This window comes from Halobacterium zhouii (genome assembly GCF_021249405.1).
Lineage (GTDB): Archaea > Halobacteriota > Halobacteria > Halobacteriales > Halobacteriaceae > Halobacterium > Halobacterium zhouii.
In genome coordinates this window covers 2,151,133-2,168,034 of the sequence record NZ_CP089593.1, presented here as the reverse complement: position 1 = coordinate 2,168,034, position 16,902 = coordinate 2,151,133, and the positions used below count along the sequence as shown (strand labels likewise).

Sequence of the window (16,902 nt, the reverse complement as noted above, 5' to 3'; positions counted from 1 at the left end):
TACTACCGGCTGGTTCGACTGCCGATTGCTACCGGCTACACAGATTCAAATAGGAGGGCGGGACCAACCCGGGGCGTGAGTTGACGAATCGTGCAGGCCCGGTCGAGGCGGGAGCGCGACGAACCGGCCTGTCATCGCGGCGTCGCCTGTAAGCCCCAGGAATCCACGCATCTTCTATCGCTCCACGAACGGGCTCTGTGGTGCGCAAATACCTCTACTGACGCGCCACAGTCTCTCCATTCGGTGCCAGCCCGTAGCGCCACGCTCGTCCCGGGGCGTTACAATTAACCGGATTCGACGACAACCTTCGAGCAACATGAGCGAGAACCCAGACGACGAGCGAATCGAGGAGCTGCGCAAGCAGAAGATGGAGGAGATGAAACAGCAACAGGGCGGTGGCGGCGAGGACGGCCAGGCCGCGCGGCAGGCCCAGCAGGAGCAGGCCGAACAGCAAAAGCAGGCGATGCTCCGCCAGCACCTCAGCGACGGCGCGCGAAAGCGCCTCAACACCATCCGCATGAGCAAGCCCGAGTTCGCGGAGAAGGTCGAACAGCAGGTGCTCGCGCTCGCCCAGTCCGGCCGCCTCCAGGACCAGATCGACGAAGAACAGATGAAGTCCATCCTGCGCGAGTTGAAGCCCGACTCCCAGAGCTTCGACATCCAGCGCCGGTAGTCGATGGACCTCGCGTTACTCTACAGCGGCGGAAAGGACTCTACGCTCGCCGCGCTCGTTCTCGAGCGGTTCTACGACGTCACGCTCGTCACCGCGCACTTCGGCGTCACCGACGCCTGGCAGCACGCCCGGGACGCCGCCGACGCCGCCGGCTTCGACTTCCGCGCGCTCGAACTCGACCCGGACGTCGCGGACGACGCCGTCGAGAAGATGCGCACGGACGGCTACCCCCGGAACGGCATCCAGCACGTCCACGAGCACGCGCTGGAGGCCGTCGCGGCCCTGGACGTCGACGCCGTCGCCGACGGCACGCGCCGCGACGACCGCGTCCCCACCGTCTCGCGCGCGCAGGCCCAGAGCCTCGAGGACCGCCACGACGTCGACTACCTCTCCCCGCTCTCCGGATTCGGCCGGGGCGCCGTCGACCGACTCGTGAACGCCGAACTCGACGTCGAGGTCGGGCCGAGCGAGGAGATCCCGCGCTCGGACTACGAGGCGGAACTCCGCGCAGTGCTCGCCGACGAGGACGGCGAGGACGCCATCCGTGACGTGTTCCCCGACCACGACCAGACGTACGTCCACGGCCTCCGGTAGCCAGTCGATTCTTCTCTCGGGGGTTCCGCGCTGAACGCTCAGTCAGCCGTCACGCGTCTACCGCGCAGTGGCTGTCCAAGTGCGTTCTCGAACGAAGCGAAGAAAACAGAACTCGAAGAGCGGCGTTACGCCTCGGCTTCGACGCTCTCGCGGTAGTTCTCCTCGATGAGTTCCTCGTCGACGCGGTTGAGTTCCTCCTTGGGCAGCATCGAGAGGAGGTCCCAGCCGGCCTCGAGGGTGTCGTCGATGGAACGGTCGGTGTCGAAGCCCTGGTCGACGAACTCGCTCTCGAAGGCGTCTGCGAAGTCGAGGTACTTGTTGTCGCGCTCGCTGAGCGCCTCGCGACCGACGATGTTCACGAGGTCGCGGAGGTCCTCGCCCTCCGCGTACGCCGCGTACAACTGGTCGGAGACGTCGCCGTGGTCCTCCCGGGTGAGCCCCTCACCGATGCCGTCGTCCATCAGGCGGGAGAGACTCGGCAGCACGTCCGTCGGTGGCTGGACGCCCTGGCTGTTGAGGTCCCGATCCATCATGATCTGGCCCTCGGTGATGTACCCCGTGAGGTCCGGAATCGGGTGGGTGTCGTCGTCGCCCGGCATCGTGAGGATGGGAATCTGGGTGACAGACCCCTCGACGCCCTCGATGCGGCCGGCGCGCTCGTAGAGTTCGGCGAGGTCGGTGTACATGTACCCGGGGTAGCCCCGGCGTCCCGGCACCTCTTCGCGGGCCGCGCCGATCTCGCGCAGTGCCTCACAGTAGTTCGTCATGTCCGTGAGGATGACGAGGACGTGGTAGCCCTTGTCGAACGCGAGGTATTCGGCGGTCGTGAGCGCGAGTCGCGGCGTGACCGTCCGCTCGACGGCGGGGTCGTCCGCGAGGTTCATGAAGACGACCGAGCGCTCGAGTGCGCCGGTGCGCTCGAAGTCCTCCATGAACTCGTTGGCCTCCTCGGCGGTGATACCCATCGCGCCGAAGACGACGGCGAACTCGCTGCTCTCCTCGTCGTCGTCCTCGTCGACCTCCTCGCTCGCTTCCTCGGGCACCGTCGCCTGCCGCGCGATCTGGAGCGCGAGTTCGTTGTGCGGCAGGCCCGACGCGGAGAAGATCGGGAGTTTCTGTCCGCGCACGAGCGTGTTCATCCCGTCGATGGAGGAGACGCCCGTCTGGATGAACTCCTCGGGGTACTCCCGCGCGTGCGGGTTGATCGCCGCGCCGATGATGTCGCGGCGCTCCTCGGGGACGATGTCGGGACCGTCGTCGATGGGGTTGCCCGACCCGTCCAGCACGCGACCGAGGAGGTCCTCGGTCACGGGCATCTTCAGGGTCTCTCCGAGGAATCGCACGGAGGCGTCCTGGCCGATACCTTCGGTGCCCTCGAAGACCTGGATGGCGACGAAGTCGTCGCTGGACTCGAGCACCTGGCCGCGCTTCACCTCGCCGTCCGGCGTCTCGATCTCGACGATCTCGTCGTACCCGATCGGTTCGTCGATGTCGACGTACACCAGCGGGCCGCTGATCTCGGTGATTGTCTGGTACTCTTTCATCAGTAGAGGCTCCGTAGTTCGTCAGTGATGTCTTCCTTGAGGTCCTCGATGTAGGACTCCCACTCGTCCTGTACGCCCATGCGGTTGAGCTGCGGCGCGGCGTCGATGTTCTGGATCTCGGTCACCGGGACGCCGGCCTCGAGCGCCTCGAAGGCCTCGTCGTTGAACGTCTTGATCGCCGTCAGCATCGTGTACGTCTTCGCCGGCGGACAGTTGGTGTCGACGTCGTGCAGGGCGTTCTGCTGGAGCCACGCCTCGCGCAGGTAGCGCGCGATTTCGAGCGTAAGCTGCTGGTCGTCGGGGAGCGCGTCCTTCCCGACGAGCTGGACGATCTCCTCGAGTTCGGCCTCCTCGTCGAGGACGTCGACGGCCCACTGCCGGACCTCCGGGAAGTCCTCGGCGACGTTCTCGCGCCACCAGTCGTCGAGCTGGTCCTTGTAGAGGCTGTAGGACTCGCTCCAGTTGATGGCGGGGAAGTGACGGCGCTCCGCGAGGTCCGCGTCGAGCGCCCAGAACGTCTTCACGATGCGCAGCGTGTTCTGGGTGACCGGCTCGGAGAAGTCGCCGCCGGGCGGGCTGACCGCGCCGACCACGGACACCGACCCCTCGTCGTCGTTCAGGGTGGTGTAGAGGCCCGCGCGCTCGTAGAACTGCGCGAGGCGGGCGGCGAGGTACGCGGGGTACCCCTCCTCGCCCGGCATCTCCTCGAGTCGGGAGGAGATCTCGCGCATCGCCTCGGCCCACCGCGAGGTGGAGTCGGCCATCAGCGCCACGTCGTAGCCCATGTCGCGGTAGTACTCCGCGATGGTGATGCCCGTGTAGATGCAGGACTCGCGGGCCGCGACCGGCATGTTCGACGTGTTCGCGATGAGGCAGGTGCGGGCCATCAGCGGGTTGCCCGTCTGCGGGTCTTCGAGCTCCGGGAAGTCCTCGATGACTTCCGTCATCTCGTTGCCGCGCTCACCGCAGCCGATGTAGACGACGATGTCCGCGTCAGACCACTTCGCCAGCTGCTGCTGGGTGACGGTCTTCCCGGAGCCGAAGGGCCCCGGAATCGCGGCCGTCCCGCCTTTCGCGAGCGGGAACAGGCCGTCCTGGATGCGCTGGCCGGTCACCAGCGGTGTCTTCGGCGTGTGCTTGTCCGCGGTCGGTCGCGCACGGCGGACCGGCCACTCCTGATGCATCGAGATCTCCTCGCCGGTGTCCAGGGTGACGACGGGGTCCTCGACCGTGAACGAACCCGACTCGACGTCGGTGATTTCGCCGCCGTCGCTGCGCGGCGGGACGAGGACCTTGTGTTCGATGCTGATTGTCTCCTCGACCGTGCCGAGCACGTCGCCGGCCTCCACTTCGTCGCCCTCGGAGACGGTGGGTTCGAACGCCCACTCCTTCTCCAGGTCGATGCCGGGCGCGTCGACGCCGCGGTCCAGGAACGACCCCATCTCGTCCTCGAGCACGTCGAGGGGGCGCTGGACGCCGTCGTAGATGGAGTCCAGCATGCCGGGGCCGAGGTCGACGGTCAGCGGCTCGCCCGTGTTCTCGACGGGGCCGCCCGGGCTGATGCCCGACGTCTCCTCGTACACCTGAATGGTCGTGATCGGTCCTTCGATTTCGATGACCTCGCCCATCAGCCCTTCGTCGCCGACGTAGACGACGTCGTTCATCTGGGCGTCGAGGTCCGTGGCGGTCACGACGGGACCGCTCACGCTCTCGATTTCGCCTGTGTCGATGATTGTTTCTGCTTGGCTCATTCTCCTTCGTCCTCCGCCATCAGGTCGATACCGATGGCTCGCTTGATCTGGTCGCGCAGTCCGCTCCCGCCGGCGGCGCCGCCGCCGATGGTTACGAACGTCGGTTCCACGCTGGTCTCTACCTCGTTCCGGACGTTCCGGGAGAGGAACTCGAGGTCGTCGTCGTGCATCACCGCGATGCCGACGTTCTCGTTCTCGAGGACAGCCTCGACGGCGTCGTCGAGTTCCTCGTCCTTGGCGTCCTGGGGGACGTTCTCGAACGCGCGGACGCCCGCCAGGCGGAACCCGGTCGTGAACTCGGGACTGCCGATGACTGCAATCTCCTGGCTCATAGGATGACGAGTTCCTCCTCGATCTCGTCCTCACTCAGGCCGGCCTCGCGGCCGCGAGCGATGGCACGGATGTTGTCGACTTCCCGTTCTTTCGCGAGCACGTACGCGAGCACCGGACAGACGGACAGCGGGAAGACGTGCGAGAGGTGGTCCGAGTACTCCAGGAGCGCCCGGTCGAGCGCGTGCTCGAACCCGATGAGGCTGTCCGCGGCCTCGAGGTCGTCGAGCGCGTCGGTCAGCTCGCTGCCGTACTGGCTCTCCCGGATGCGAGAGACGAGTTCGTCGCGGTTGTCGACGAGCTGCCCGAGCTCCGAGGCCGAGAACAGCGTCCCGCCCTCGATGAAGTACTCCGCAGGGTCGACGTCCGCGCCGGAGCGCGCGAGTCGCAGCGCGTTGCGCACGTTACGGAAGTCGATCTCCGCGTTCAAGAACTCGGCGTACAGCGCTTCCGGGCTGTCCGCAGCGGCGCCGGGAGCGGTCTGTGGCACGAGGTTCTCGTAGTACGCGCGGTCGAGTGCGTTCTCGAGCGGGACGAGCGCGCCCGTCTGCTCGTACGTCTCGAAGGCGTCGACGAGCGACGGCCCGAACATCGTGCCCTCGAGGGTCTCGACGACGTCCTCGATGCCCTCTGCCACGACGAGGCGGTCGAGCAGTTGCTCGTCGAACTCGCCAGCGCCGATGAGGTCCTCGCGGATTTCGTCCTCGGTTGCGCCCGAGTACTTCCCGCGGATCACGGTCTTGGCGTTCCACACGTCGAACTTCCGGAGGTAGCGGACGACCTGTTCGTACAGGCGGCCGTTGCTCCACCGCAGGAGGTCCTCGAAGTTGTTCGCGAGGTTCAGGTTCAGCGCGTACTCGATGAGGTCGACGCCACTGTACCGGGAGCCGAGCGCGTTCACCGCGTCCTCGTACTCCGTCTCCTCCATGAAGCGGGCGATCTCGCCCGGCCCCATGCGGAGCAGTTTGCGGTACTCGTCGTCGCTGAAAAGGGTGGCTCGGCGGTGTCGAACGCGGGCGACCACGTACTCGTAGTTTGCCGTGCCGGACGCGCTCATTGCTCCTCGTCGAACAGTCGGGCGCTGATCTCCTTCAGATTGTTCTCCCAGACGCTCGCGAGAACCGAGTCGAACGTGTTGTTCACTCGGACGCGTGACGTCTCGCTCTCGACAACGACGCCGCCGAGACAGTCGTGCTCGCCGGCGTACTCGTAGCCGTCGTAGTCGTCGAGGATGTCGGAGACGAGGCCTTCGTCGGAGGCGCGAGCGTAGACGCGAACGTCGCTGCCGTCCTCGAACTCGGCCGCGGCGGCGTCGAGGAGTTCGCGGGTGAGCTCCTCGCGCTCGTCGCCGTCGAGTTCGGCGATGCGTTCCTCGACCTGCTCGCGGACGCGCTGCAGGGCGTCGCGGCGGGCTTCGAGGCGCATCTGTTTGGCTTCGAGTTTCGCACTGGAGAGCTTCTGCTCGCGCTCCTGTGCGATTTCGCGTTCGGCGTCGGCCTCCGCTTGCTCGAGCGTCTGCTCGGCGTCGGCCTCGGCCTCCTCGAGGAGGTCGTCCGCTCGCTCCTCGGCGTCCGCGCGAATTTCCTTCGCGCGCTCGCGGGCTTCGTCTCGAACGTCCTCAACTACTGTTTCCAGACTCATGGAATGGGGGAAAAGCGGCTGTTTAGATGACGAACACGACGACCAGCGCGAGGATGACGAGCGTCTCCGGGAGGACCGTCAGAATGAGGCCCGTACCGAAGAGGTCCTGGTCCTCGGCGATGGCGCCGACCGCCGCGCTACCGATACCGCGTTCCGCGTACCCCGAACCGAGTGCTGCGAGGCCGACGGCGAGCGCCGCTGCGGCCTCCTTGGGGATCGCCGGTGCAGTTGTTGCCTGTGCGCCTTCCTGGAGAATCGTACCGAGTTGAACGAGTGTGTCGAGCATGTTATTTAGTCCTCAGTGGTGTAGTTTCGCTTGTAGCCGAACGGGTTGTACTTCTCGCCACCGCCTTCATAAAACTTGTTAAAGAATTCCACGTATTCGAGGCGTAGAGCCTGTAAGCCGGCCGATGTGACACCGAGTGCCAACACCAGCGCGTGCCCGAGGAGCAGGACGAGGATGCCGCCGATGACACCCACTGGGCCCTGCCAGAGCAGGCCGGGGAACAGCACTTCCGCGGCCTGCGGGAAGTGGCCTCCGAGCGCGAAGTGCGTCGCGCCGTGGTGGTGGTACGCGCCGAACACGAGCAGATTCACGACGTACGCCATGCCGGCCTTCGCCAGCAGAACTGCCGCGATCCGCGTGTACGACACCGTGTGGACGAGCGCGTACGTCGGGCTCTCGACGAACCCGACCGCACCCTCACCGATGGTGAGGAGCACGAGGCCGACGAGCGCCACGACGAGGGCGGCCATCCCCACCGTGGGGGAGAACTGCGCAACTTCGTAGAGGAACGGCGGGCGTGGTCCGCCCCCGCTCTGGATGTGCGTGCTGAACAGCCAGACGGTGACGCCGGCCATCAGCATGAGCTTCGCGCCCGACTCCGTGATGGCGGTCGTGATGCCGTGGGCGCGGCTCTCGTTTATGATGCCGAAGACGTACCCCACCGCGAGGTGGAGTGCGCCCGCGACGAGGCTGAGTGTCAGCCACAGGTTCGCGAACTCAGTGGAGTGAAGCCCCTTCTTGATGGGCGCGTGCTCGAGACCGACGACGCCCTGCCACAGGTACTCCGTGACGAGATGGAGACCGAACACTTCGCCGTACAGCACGCCGAAGATGGCGGTCGAGACGCCCGCCCAAACGGCGACCGCGCCGATGGACCGGAGCGTCTCGCTCTCGAAGCTCGAGTACACCCAGTAGCCGAGCGCGGTGTACAGGATGCCGTACCCGAGGTCCCCGATCATGAACCCGTAGAACAGCGGGAACGTCAGGAACAGAATGATAGTCGGGTCGATCTCCGTGTACTTCGGTCGGTTGATGACCTGGGTCAGCGCCTCGAAGGGCTTCGCCGGCCCGGGGTTGTTCTGGATGACGGGCGGGCTGTCGTCGCTGTCGAACTCGGCGTTCGTCCCGCCGTCCGTCTCGGCCTTCGGGGCCTCCGTGTCGTCGTCGGCCGCGGCCTCGCTGACCGCCGGACCTTCGCCGTCGTCTTCCGCGGCCTCCGCGGCCTCGTCGTCCGAGGGCGCGTGGTGGCCGTGACCGGCCGGCTCGTAGGCCGCCTGTTCGAGCTCCTCGACCGCGGCGTGCTCGCCGACCGCGCTCTGCACGCTCTCGACGAACGCGCTGTACTCCCCACTGGGGAGCCAGCCCTCGGCGACGAACGCGTGTTCGGTCGTCGCGAACTGGAGGGGAATCTCGGTCTTCTGCACGTCGATCGCGAGTTTCTCCTCGGCGGCGAGCAGGAAGCCCGCGTGCTCCAGTCGGAGATCCTCGAGTTCGTTCTCGATGCCGCCGAGTTTCGACTCGAGCTTCTGGCGCTCGTGTTCGAGTTCCTCGACGTACGCTTCCGGACTCGTCTCCGCGTCCGGAACCTCGAGCCGAGCGAAGTCCACGCCGACGAGCGCGTCGTCGAGTGCGTCCTCGTCGTCGTCTCGGGGACGCGCGAACGCGGCGACGGTGTCGTCGCCCGCGAACACTTCGAAGAACTCGATGGACTCGGACTGTGCGAGTTCGTCTCGGACGTCCTCGGGGTCGGCCTGCCCGACCGCGACCTGCAGGTTATCGTAGCCCGAGAGCAAGTCGAGGTCGATGCCCAGGTCGGCGAACGGCTCGACCGCGTCGATCCGCTCCTCGGTCGCGCGCAGTTCGTCCTCGAGTTCGTTCCGTCGGTCGTCGAGCTCGTTGACTTCGACGCGGATCTCCTCGAGTTCGGTCTCGAGGGCGTCCTCGGTGACGATGCGCGTCGGGCCGGCGTCGTCGTCGGTGACGCCGAGCATCGATTTGAGTGACCGTACCGTGACGAGCTTGTCCGAGGCGTCGTCGGCGCCCTCGAGCGGGTCGCCGTTCTCGAACCCCTCGATGGAGCCGTCGTAGTCCGAGAGGTGAACGAGGTCGAGTTCGTGAATCGCCTCGATGACGTCCCCCAGCACGCGCCGGGAGCCCGTCACCGAGACCTTGCTCATCTTCTCAGGTCTGAGCATGTACCGCCTCCGTGAACCGTTCGAGCGCGAACTCGACCGCTTCCGCCTCGTTGTCGGCGGCCTGCGCTTCGAGTTCCTCGCGCTCTGTTTCGCCTTCCTCGAGGACGCGCTCGCGCTCGGCCTCGATGTCCTCGCGGGCGTCCTCGAGTCGTTGTTCTTTCAGTTCAGTCGCTTCCTCGTCCGCCTCCTGACGGATCTCATCGGCTCGCGTCCGGGCCTCGGACAGCCGCTGTTCGCGGTCCTCCTCGGCCTCGGCCACGATGTCGTCGGCGTCCGATTCTGCCGATTGTATCCGTTCGAGAACCTCTGGCCTTGCCATGCGCTCTTACCGGGAAAATCTTGGAACAGAGCCTATTTGGTAGTTGCGAAAGGCGTCGCTCCCGCTACCGACGCCGCCGACGCGCCACAAAGCAAGGGATTATGCGGGTCCGGTAGAAACCCCGCGCCGATGGGAGTCCTCGAGAACAAGGCGCGAGCGCGCACCTTCTACAAGTACCTCTCGAAGGTGTACGACCGCGTGAACCCGTTCGTGTGGAACGCGGAGATGCGCGACGAGGCCCTCGAGATGCTCGACGTGGGCCGCGACGACCGCGTGCTCGACGTCGGGTGTGGAACGGGCTTCGGGACGGAGGGACTGCTCGAGCACACCGACGACGTGTACGCGCTCGACCAGAGCACCCACCAACTCGAGCAGGCGTGGGCGAAACTCGGGAAGCACGACCCGGTCGCGTTCCACCTCGGGGACGCCGAACGCCTCCCGTTCCGCGACGGGAGTTTCGACGCGGTGTGGTCGTCGGGGTCCATCGAGTACTGGCCCAACCCGGTGGTCGGCCTGCGCGAGATCCGCCGGGTCCTGGAGCCGGGCGCCACGGCGCTCGTCGTCGGCCCGGACTACCCGAACTCGACGCTGCTGCAGAAGCTCGCGGACGCGATCATGCTGTTCTACGACGAGGAGGAGGCCGACCGGATGTTCGAGGAGGCGGGGTTCGTGGACGTCGAGCACCGCGTCATGCAGGCTAAGCCCGGGAGTCCGAAGGCCATCGTCACAGTTGCCCGTGCTCCCGAACGAAGTGAGGGAGCAGACTGAGAGAACGGCGAATGCCGTGAGCCGTGCGCCTGAGCGTAGCGAAGGCGCAGACTGAGCGAGCGGTGACCGGAGGGAACCGCGAGCCGTGCGCCTGAGGAGTGAGGGAGCAGACTGAGAGAACGGCGAATGCAGTGAGCCGTGAGCCGTGCGCCTGAGGAGTGAGGGAGCAGACTGACCGAGCGGAACTGCTCAGGCTCTGTCAGTGGCCACCGCGACGACCTGCCCGCGGACGAGCAGCCTGATTTTCACGGTGTCGCCGTCGCGGAGCACGGGGTGGTTGGTCGAGGCGACCCGGAAGCTCGCGGTTTCACCGACCGACCAGGTCGGGTCGGCGGCGACGTTGAACGGGCCGGTCGGGCCGCCGCGGAAGCCGTGCGCGGCGAAGAACGGCACTGGTGGCTGGTGGCGGAGCGCTCGCCCGTCGACGGTGACGCGCACGTCGAGGTTCCGAACGTCGACGCTGGGGCCGGAGAGCAGTGTGAGCGCGACCGCTCCGTCCGGCGTCGCGTCCGCCGACACGGCGCGATGTGGTTCGGGGTCGCTCGGGAGCGCCGGCAGCGCGGTGGCGAACCCCGCCGCCGCGACAACCGTGACGGCGACGAGGAGCGCGACGGCTACCGGCGTCGTTGAAGCACGAGCCACGCGATGGGTTGGTCGCGTTCTGGTACAAGAACCTTCGGCGCGGCGCAGTGCTCGGTCAGCGGGCGGAATCGACGGTTCTGCGAGGACGAGTTACGGCACCGGTCGCGCCGTGACGTTCACCTCGGCGCTCACCGGACTCTGGCCGGCCGTGACGTTGTACGTGCCGGCGGGGCTGATGGTCCACAGTTCGCCATCCGACCCCGTCGACCCGACGAGCGTGCCGTTCACGTATATCCGGGTGTCCGTCGGCGCGCCACTCCGGTTCTGGGTAGCGACGTGCAGCGGGCCGCCGGCGTACGTCCGGGAGACGTTGAGCGTCGTGTTACCTTCGGTGGTTGATTCGCCGATCTCGAAGGGGAGTTCGGCCAGCGTCTTCCACTGGTACTCGGCGTAGACGTCGTTCGTGGTGGCGTCCATGTACACGGAGATGCGACCGTGGCCGTGGTTCGTGGTGTAGTAGTAGGCGTAGCCGCCGCGGAAGAAGATGCTCGGCCCGAACGAACTGTTGTCCAGCCACGGGTAGATGGTGTTGAACTTCTGGATGATGTCGTTCGAGAAGTCCTCCGCGAGTTCGGGGTCCGCGTTGCCCGGACGGATGGTCTCGCGGACGTACTGATCGCCGTCGATGGTCGAGAGCATCACGCCGTTGCCCGTGGTGACGTGGACGCGAATCGCCTCGCGGTCGCCGCGAACGACCGTGGCGACGCGTTCCCGGACCGGTCCCCGGACGAGCGCGGTCTGTGCGCTGATGCGACTCACCTCGGAGCGGATATCGCTGTAGCCTCTCGCGTAACTGTACAGCGTCCCCTCGTCCGACGAGCCGTCCAGGAACGCTGCCAGTTTCGCGGCCTCGGCGTGTATCATGCCGAGCGTGAGCACGTACTCGGCGGCGGTGATGTCGCCGGACGCGAACGCGGCGCGGGCGGTCCGCTCGCGCTCCTGGAGCGCGGCGAGACGCGCGGCCGCCCAGTCAGTGGCGTTCTCCAGGATTGCGTGCTCGATTGCCTCGCTGTCGACTCTCGATAGCTTCCGGTCTATCTGTTCTCGCTTGAACTCGATGCTGAGGCTCGCGTGCCCGGCGGCGAGCGCCTTCGTGACGGTGGGGCTCGCATCCTGGAACGCCGCGGCGTCGGCGTCCGTCAGGAGGAGCACGCGGGAGGTGTTCTCGGAGACGCCGACGACTGGGTCGTCCGCGGGTTGAACGGGCGCGGACATCGTCCCGGTGGCGACGGCAGCGGGCGCCACGCCCGCGATGACGAGGAGGAGGGCGGCGAGGGCGGGAGTGGCGCGAGACATGTCGTTCGATTGAACGCCCCCCGATAAAAACGATGCGGACCCACGTTGCCCGTCACGTTGGATGGAAAATACTTTGCCCGAGCGCGGTGCACCTTCGGGGTATGCGGCAGGTCGCCCTCCTGGTCGCCGTCGTCTGCGTGCTCGCAGCGCCGGTTGTCGCGGCCGCGGATCCGACGTCCGGGCAGGCGGCGCGAACGCTCGACCTCCAGGAGTCGCCGGACCAGGAGGGCGTCGACATCACGATACAACTCCAGCCCGACGGCGACGCCCGCTGGAACATCTCCGCGCGGTACGCACTCGAGACCGCGAACGACTCGGCGGCGTTCGCGAGACTCGCAGAGCAGTTCAAGGCGGGCGAGACGAACACCGGGTTCTCGGTCGGCGTCTTCGAGTCGGTGGTCTCGTCGGTGAGTGACGAGGTGGGACGGCCGATGCAGATCCGGGCGACCAACCCCCGGACGGCCAAGACCATCGACCACGGGAACAACTCGACGGGCGTGCTCTCCATCCAGTTCACGTGGACGAATTTCTCTCGCGTGGAGGGCGAGCGGTTCGTCGTGGACTCGTTCACGGGGACGTGGTTCGGGGACCTGGAGCCCGGCCAGACGCTCACGATACAGCCGCCGTCGGGGTTCGAACCGGAGCAAGTGCGGCCGGAGGCGACCGTGGTGAACGGCGGCTACCAGTGGACAGGTCCCCAGAACTTCGAGTCCGGGCAGCCGAGCGTCGTGTTCACTGACGACGGCCTCCAGGAACAGCCGTTCGCGACGTCGCTTCTGACGCTGCTCGGCGTCGGCGCGCTCGCGCTGGTGGTCGGCGGCATCCTCGTCTGGGCGTACCAGTACTCGGGCGACGCCGGTCGGAGTTCGACCGACGACCAACTGCCGAACAACTCCAGTTCGCCGAACGGCGGAACGACGCCCGAGGCGGCGGCCACTGCGGGGTCGAGTGACGACTCGGCGTCGGGGGGTGGGGCCGCCGTCGACAGCGAACTGTTGAGCGACGAGGAGCGCGTCGAGCAACTGCTCGCGGACAACGGCGGACGGATGAAGCAGGCGAAGATCGTCGATGAGACGCGGTGGTCGAACGCGAAGGTCTCTCAGTTGCTCTCCTCGATGGCCGACGACGGCCGCGTGGAGAAGCTCCGCATCGGGCGCGAGAACCTCATCTCGCTACCGGGCGAGGGCGTCAACGACGAGGAGCACGCGGACGAGTAGGGGGCGGTGTCCGGCGGAACTGTCGGACGGCGTCCGGTTGACAACTCCGAGCGCGACTCCCCGAGTTCCGAAAACGTTTACCGCCGCGACGGGCGAGTTACGCGGTGATGAAGGTTCTCGTCACTGTCAAGGAGGTGGCCACGGTCGAGGAGGACTTCGAGATCTCCGGCACGGAGATCGAGGACACCTACCTCGACTACGACCTGAACGAGTGGGACGACTACGCCGTCGAGGCGGGCGTCCAGCTTTCGGAGGCGGGCGACGACGTCGAGGTCGTCGCCGTGACCGTCGGCCCGGAGCGCGCCGAGGAGACCATCCGGATGGCGCTCGCGAAGGGCGCGGACCGCGCGGTCCGCGTCTGGGACGACGACCTCGCGGACGCCGGCCTGCTCGACGTCGGGTCGAAGGCCGAGTTGCTTGCGGCGGTCGTCGAGGCCGAGGACCCCGATATCGTGCTGTCGGGCGTACAGGCGAGCGACGACAACTTCGGCGCGACCGGCGTCGCGCTTGCCGAGACCGTCGGCTTCGAGTGGGCCGCTGTCGTGAACGCACTCGACACCGAGAAGGTGCTCGAGGAGGGCGTTGCCTCGGTTCACCGCGAACTGGAGGGCGGCGTCGAGGAGCTCACGGACGTCGAACTGCCGGCGGTGCTCACCATCCAGACGGGCATCAACGAGCCGCGGTACGCGAGCCTCCGGGGCATCCGGCAGGCCCAGTCCAAGGAGATCGACGTCCAGACGCTCGCGGACCTCGGCCTGGACGCGTCGGTCGCGGACAGCGACCTCGAACTCACGGCGATGTACGAACCGGAGAGCGAGAGCGACGCGCAGTATCTCGAGGGCGACGCGAGCGAGCAGGCCGCGGCGCTCGCTGACGTACTCCGCGAGAAGGGGGTGGTCGGCGAATGACTTCCGTCGGACGCTGCGCGCCCGACGACGTCATCGTTCTCACCGGGGGTGAGAGCCGATGACCGTTCTGGCCGTCGCCGACCACCGACGCGGAGAACTCCGTGACGTGAGCTACGAACTCCTGACGGCGGGCCGCGAACTCGCGGACGCCGCGGGCACGGACCTCCACGCCGCGGTCATCTCGGGGGACGTGGACTCCCTGGCTGACTCCCTCAACCGCGAGGGCGTCGACCAGGTCCACGCCGTGCCGAACGGCGAGGAGTTCAACCACGACGTCTACGTGCAGGCCATCGAAGCACTCGCCGCGGACATCGACCCCGAGGTGCTCGTGCTCCCGAACAGCGTGAACGGCCTCGACTACGCGCCCGCTGTGGCGAGCCGGCTGGGCTACACGTACGTCTCGGACGCCGTCGACGTCGATTACGACGGCGGCACGCTCGAGGTCGCCCGCGAGATGTACGCCTCGAAGGTCGAGACCACCGTGGAGGCCGACGAGGGGCCGTTCGCGGTGTCCGTGCGCGGCGGCGAGTGGCCGGCCGCGGAGGGCGTCGGCGACGCCGACGTCTCGACGTTCGAAGTCTCCATCGACGAGGACGCCGTGCGGTCGACCGTGCGGGGCTTCGAGGAGGTCGGCGGCGGCGACGTCGACATCAGCGAGGCGAACTTCCTGGTGTCCATCGGGCGCGGCATCGAGGAGGAGGAGAACCTCGAACTTATCGAGGCGCTGGTGGAAGCGACCGGCGCGACGCTCTCCTCGTCCCGCCCCATCGTGGACAACGGCTGGCTGCCGAAGAACCGCCAGGTCGGCCAGTCCGGCAAGCAGGTGACGCCGGACGTCTACCTCGCCATCGGTATCTCCGGCGCGGTCCAGCACGTCGCTGGGATGAAGGGCGCCGAGACCATCATCGCGGTCAACACGGACCCGGACGCTCCCATCTACGACATCGCGGACTACGGCGTGGTCGGCGACCTCTTCGAGGTCGTGCCCGCGCTCATCGAAGCGTTCGGCGGCGAACCGCCGAACGTCTGAGGCAACAGACGCGGCCAACCGCAGCGTTCAGTCAATTTTCGGTCGTGTCCTCTCGGGTGTGCCAGGGCAATGGAATGTTCCACGGCGCCACCCCGATGACAGCGAGAATAAGCGGGGACAGTACTGTGGCGAGCGCCCCGACAGGCCACAGAATCACCATGAGCAGCCTAGATAGTTCTCCTGGAAGAACGGGTATCAGCACGTAGACGCCCATCACCGCGAGGGTGGGAAGGAACGACCAGACCGCCAGTATGCAACCCGTCTCCCGGGTCGTCGACCAGCCGCCCACCATCCCGACCACGTACGCGAGGGCGCCGAGCACGAGGTAGCCGGCGGAGAACACACCCGCCACGGCGCCGAGAGGAATTCCCATGGTCATGAACCGGCCGACACATCAACCAGGGATAAGTTCTGGGTGGTGGGTGGAGTTCCGGCAGCAGATCGGCTCGGGCGGTTTAGGGGTTGTCAGTCCTCAGAGAGCCCGGTTTCCAGACACTCCAGCACTGCGGGCCAGGCGTCCTCCCCGGCGCGGACGGTGCCCTGAGGCGTTCCGTGCGCGTGGTCGATGTCGTTGATGCCGGTGAGCGGGGCGTATGGCCGGCCGATGAGGTGGCCGCAGTCGTCGTAGGTGCGGTGTTCGTAGTCGTGGTCGAAGTCGTGTTCGTCGAGACGGTCGACGACGACGTCGGAGAGCCGACTGGCGTTCCAGGTGTTGTCCTCCTGACCAGAGAGCAACAGGATGGGGGCGGTGGCGTTCTCGACCGGCGGGACGTTGCCCGCGAGGTCGCGCTCGTCGAGATCCGTGACGGTGGGATGCTCGTCCGCTTCGATATGTGGGACTGGGTCGCCGTTGTGAGTCCACGCGGGCGCGCTGCTGGGGGTGTCCCACGGAACGCCGCTGCCGGCGAACGAGACGACGGCGCCGACCCAGTCGCAGTGCGCGGCGAGCAGCAGGGCGAACTCCGCGCCACGGGAGGCGCCGACGACGCCGACGTGTCCGGCGGCAACCTCGGGGCGGTCGCGAAGCCAGTCGATGGCGTCGTCGGCGTACGATAGCGGGATGTGCTCGAGTTCGTCCGGGAGCACCTGGTCGTCGTCGCCGAAGTACGTGAGCGCGAGCGCGGCGTACCCGTTGCTGGCGAGGAACTTCGCGGTGCCGTCGCCCCGACGACCGCCGGAGCCGTGGAGTTCGATGACGCTGGGGTGCGGGCCGTCGTCGGTGGGGAGGTACAGCGTGCCGACGACGCCGTCTGCGTCGACGGGGATGGCTTCGATGCCGTCGTCGAACAGGACGCGCGTGAGCGTCCGGTCGGCGATTGCGCCCGGTGTTTCGGCGCGGAGGGTGACGTCGACTGTGTCCCAGTCACCGAAGCGCGCGAACGGCGCGTCGGCGTCGCTCTCCATCGCCCACAGCCATCCCATCGGTTCGACGCCGTCGTAGCTTCCGGAGTCGGGCGCATGCTCGGTGAGGTCGACGACGCCGTCTTCGCCGGCGGTGAACGTCGCTTGTGAGAACCACTCGACGCCCTCCACGTCCGTCATCGTGGCCGCGAGTTCGACGGATTCACCGGGATCTGCGCCCGTAACGCGGACGGTGATCGGTTCGTCGTTCTGGCTGGTCTCCGGGGCTTCGATGGTGAGCGTGCTCGCGTCCGCGACCTGTCGTGTTTGATTGTCGTCCGACATGGATGGGGCTGTGGCTGGTTGG

At 67.1% G+C, this 16,902-nt stretch carries 18 protein-coding genes; 6 read left to right on the top strand and 12 right to left on the bottom strand.

Going from position 1 to position 16,902, the window contains the following annotated elements; genetic code table 11:
- Window positions 1–316: 316 nt before the first annotated feature.
- On the top strand, window positions 317–673 hold the full coding sequence (locus LT970_RS11400; RefSeq protein WP_232686597.1) for a DNA-binding protein: 357 nt from the start codon (window positions 317–319) through the stop codon (window positions 671–673).
- A gap of 3 nt (window positions 674–676) precedes the next feature.
- The gene (locus tag LT970_RS11395) at window positions 677–1,267 is read left to right on the top strand and encodes a DUF7411 family protein (RefSeq protein WP_232686596.1); all 591 of its coding nucleotides are present in this window, start codon (window positions 677–679) and stop codon (window positions 1,265–1,267) included.
- A gap of 125 nt (window positions 1,268–1,392) precedes the next feature.
- On the opposite strand, the gene LT970_RS11390 is transcribed toward LT970_RS11395, so the two are convergent.
- The 8 genes from LT970_RS11390 to ahaH are packed head-to-tail and all read right to left on the bottom strand — an operon-like array spanning window position 1,393 to window position 9,333.
- Entirely contained in the window at window positions 1,393–2,811 is a 1,419-nt protein-coding gene (locus LT970_RS11390; RefSeq protein WP_232686595.1) for a V-type ATP synthase subunit B, read from the bottom strand.
- On the bottom strand, window positions 2,811–4,562 hold the full coding sequence (locus LT970_RS11385; RefSeq protein ID WP_232686594.1) for an ATP synthase subunit A: 1,752 nt from the start codon (window positions 4,560–4,562) through the stop codon (window positions 2,811–2,813). The genes LT970_RS11390 and LT970_RS11385 overlap by 1 nt, the downstream gene beginning before the upstream one ends.
- Window positions 4,559–4,894 (bottom strand): V-type ATP synthase subunit F, encoded by a 336-nt coding sequence (locus LT970_RS11380; RefSeq protein ID WP_232686593.1) that lies wholly within the window; start codon window positions 4,892–4,894, stop codon window positions 4,559–4,561. The genes LT970_RS11385 and LT970_RS11380 overlap by 4 nt, the downstream gene beginning before the upstream one ends.
- Entirely contained in the window at window positions 4,891–5,949 is a 1,059-nt protein-coding gene (locus LT970_RS11375; protein ID WP_232686592.1) for a V-type ATP synthase subunit C, read from the bottom strand. The genes LT970_RS11380 and LT970_RS11375 overlap by 4 nt, the downstream gene beginning before the upstream one ends.
- Complete coding sequence (locus LT970_RS11370) at window positions 5,946–6,533, bottom strand: V-type ATP synthase subunit E (RefSeq protein WP_232686591.1); 588 nt, start codon at window positions 6,531–6,533, stop codon at window positions 5,946–5,948. Before LT970_RS11370 ends, LT970_RS11375 begins: the two co-directional genes overlap by 4 nt.
- Window positions 6,534–6,555: 22 nt before the next feature.
- The gene (locus LT970_RS11365; RefSeq protein ID WP_232686590.1) at window positions 6,556–6,819 is read right to left on the bottom strand and encodes a F0F1 ATP synthase subunit C; all 264 of its coding nucleotides are present in this window, start codon (window positions 6,817–6,819) and stop codon (window positions 6,556–6,558) included.
- Between the two features lie 5 nt (window positions 6,820–6,824).
- Window positions 6,825–9,014, bottom strand: a complete 2,190-nt coding sequence (locus LT970_RS11360; protein WP_232686589.1) for a V-type ATP synthase subunit I — start codon at window positions 9,012–9,014, stop codon at window positions 6,825–6,827.
- Window positions 9,001–9,333, bottom strand: a complete 333-nt coding sequence (gene ahaH / locus LT970_RS11355) for an ATP synthase archaeal subunit H (protein WP_232686588.1) — start codon at window positions 9,331–9,333, stop codon at window positions 9,001–9,003. Before ahaH ends, LT970_RS11360 begins: the two co-directional genes overlap by 14 nt.
- 129 nt (window positions 9,334–9,462) lie before the next feature.
- Here ahaH and LT970_RS11350 point away from each other — a divergent pair, with 129 nt between their 5' ends.
- Window positions 9,463–10,101 (top strand): methyltransferase domain-containing protein, encoded by a 639-nt coding sequence (locus LT970_RS11350; protein WP_232686587.1) that lies wholly within the window; start codon window positions 9,463–9,465, stop codon window positions 10,099–10,101.
- A 189-nt stretch (window positions 10,102–10,290) separates the two neighbouring features.
- On the opposite strand, the gene LT970_RS11345 is transcribed toward LT970_RS11350, so the two are convergent.
- Together LT970_RS11345 and LT970_RS11340 are read right to left on the bottom strand one after the other, a co-directional pair.
- Window positions 10,291–10,743: a type IV pilin gene (locus LT970_RS11345; protein WP_232686586.1), complete on the bottom strand. Its 453-nt coding sequence runs from the start codon at window positions 10,741–10,743 to the stop codon at window positions 10,291–10,293.
- 90 nt (window positions 10,744–10,833) lie between these two features.
- Window positions 10,834–12,039, bottom strand: a complete 1,206-nt coding sequence (locus tag LT970_RS11340) for a DUF7096 domain-containing protein (protein ID WP_232686585.1) — start codon at window positions 12,037–12,039, stop codon at window positions 10,834–10,836.
- Between the two features lie 101 nt (window positions 12,040–12,140).
- Here LT970_RS11340 and LT970_RS11335 point away from each other — a divergent pair, with 101 nt between their 5' ends.
- From LT970_RS11335 to LT970_RS11325, 3 genes are all read left to right on the top strand, one after another.
- Window positions 12,141–13,256 (top strand): helix-turn-helix transcriptional regulator, encoded by a 1,116-nt coding sequence (locus tag LT970_RS11335; RefSeq protein ID WP_232686584.1) that lies wholly within the window; start codon window positions 12,141–12,143, stop codon window positions 13,254–13,256.
- Between the two features lie 107 nt (window positions 13,257–13,363).
- Window positions 13,364–14,164 carry an electron transfer flavoprotein subunit beta/FixA family protein gene (locus LT970_RS11330; protein WP_232686583.1) on the top strand — a complete coding sequence of 267 codons (801 nt, stop codon included), beginning with the start codon at window positions 13,364–13,366 and terminating at the stop codon, window positions 14,162–14,164.
- Window positions 14,165–14,222: 58 nt separating this feature from the next.
- Window positions 14,223–15,194, top strand: a complete 972-nt coding sequence (locus LT970_RS11325; RefSeq protein ID WP_232686582.1) for an electron transfer flavoprotein subunit alpha/FixB family protein — start codon at window positions 14,223–14,225, stop codon at window positions 15,192–15,194.
- A 31-nt stretch (window positions 15,195–15,225) separates the two neighbouring features.
- Here LT970_RS11325 and LT970_RS11320 read toward each other — a convergent pair whose 3' ends face one another.
- Entirely contained in the window at window positions 15,226–15,573 is a 348-nt protein-coding gene (locus LT970_RS11320; RefSeq protein ID WP_232686581.1) for a hypothetical protein, read from the bottom strand.
- An 86-nt stretch (window positions 15,574–15,659) separates the two neighbouring features.
- Entirely contained in the window at window positions 15,660–16,880 is a 1,221-nt protein-coding gene (locus LT970_RS11315; RefSeq protein WP_232686580.1) for an acyl-CoA thioester hydrolase/BAAT C-terminal domain-containing protein, read from the bottom strand.
- Window positions 16,881–16,902: the final 22 nt, after the last annotated feature.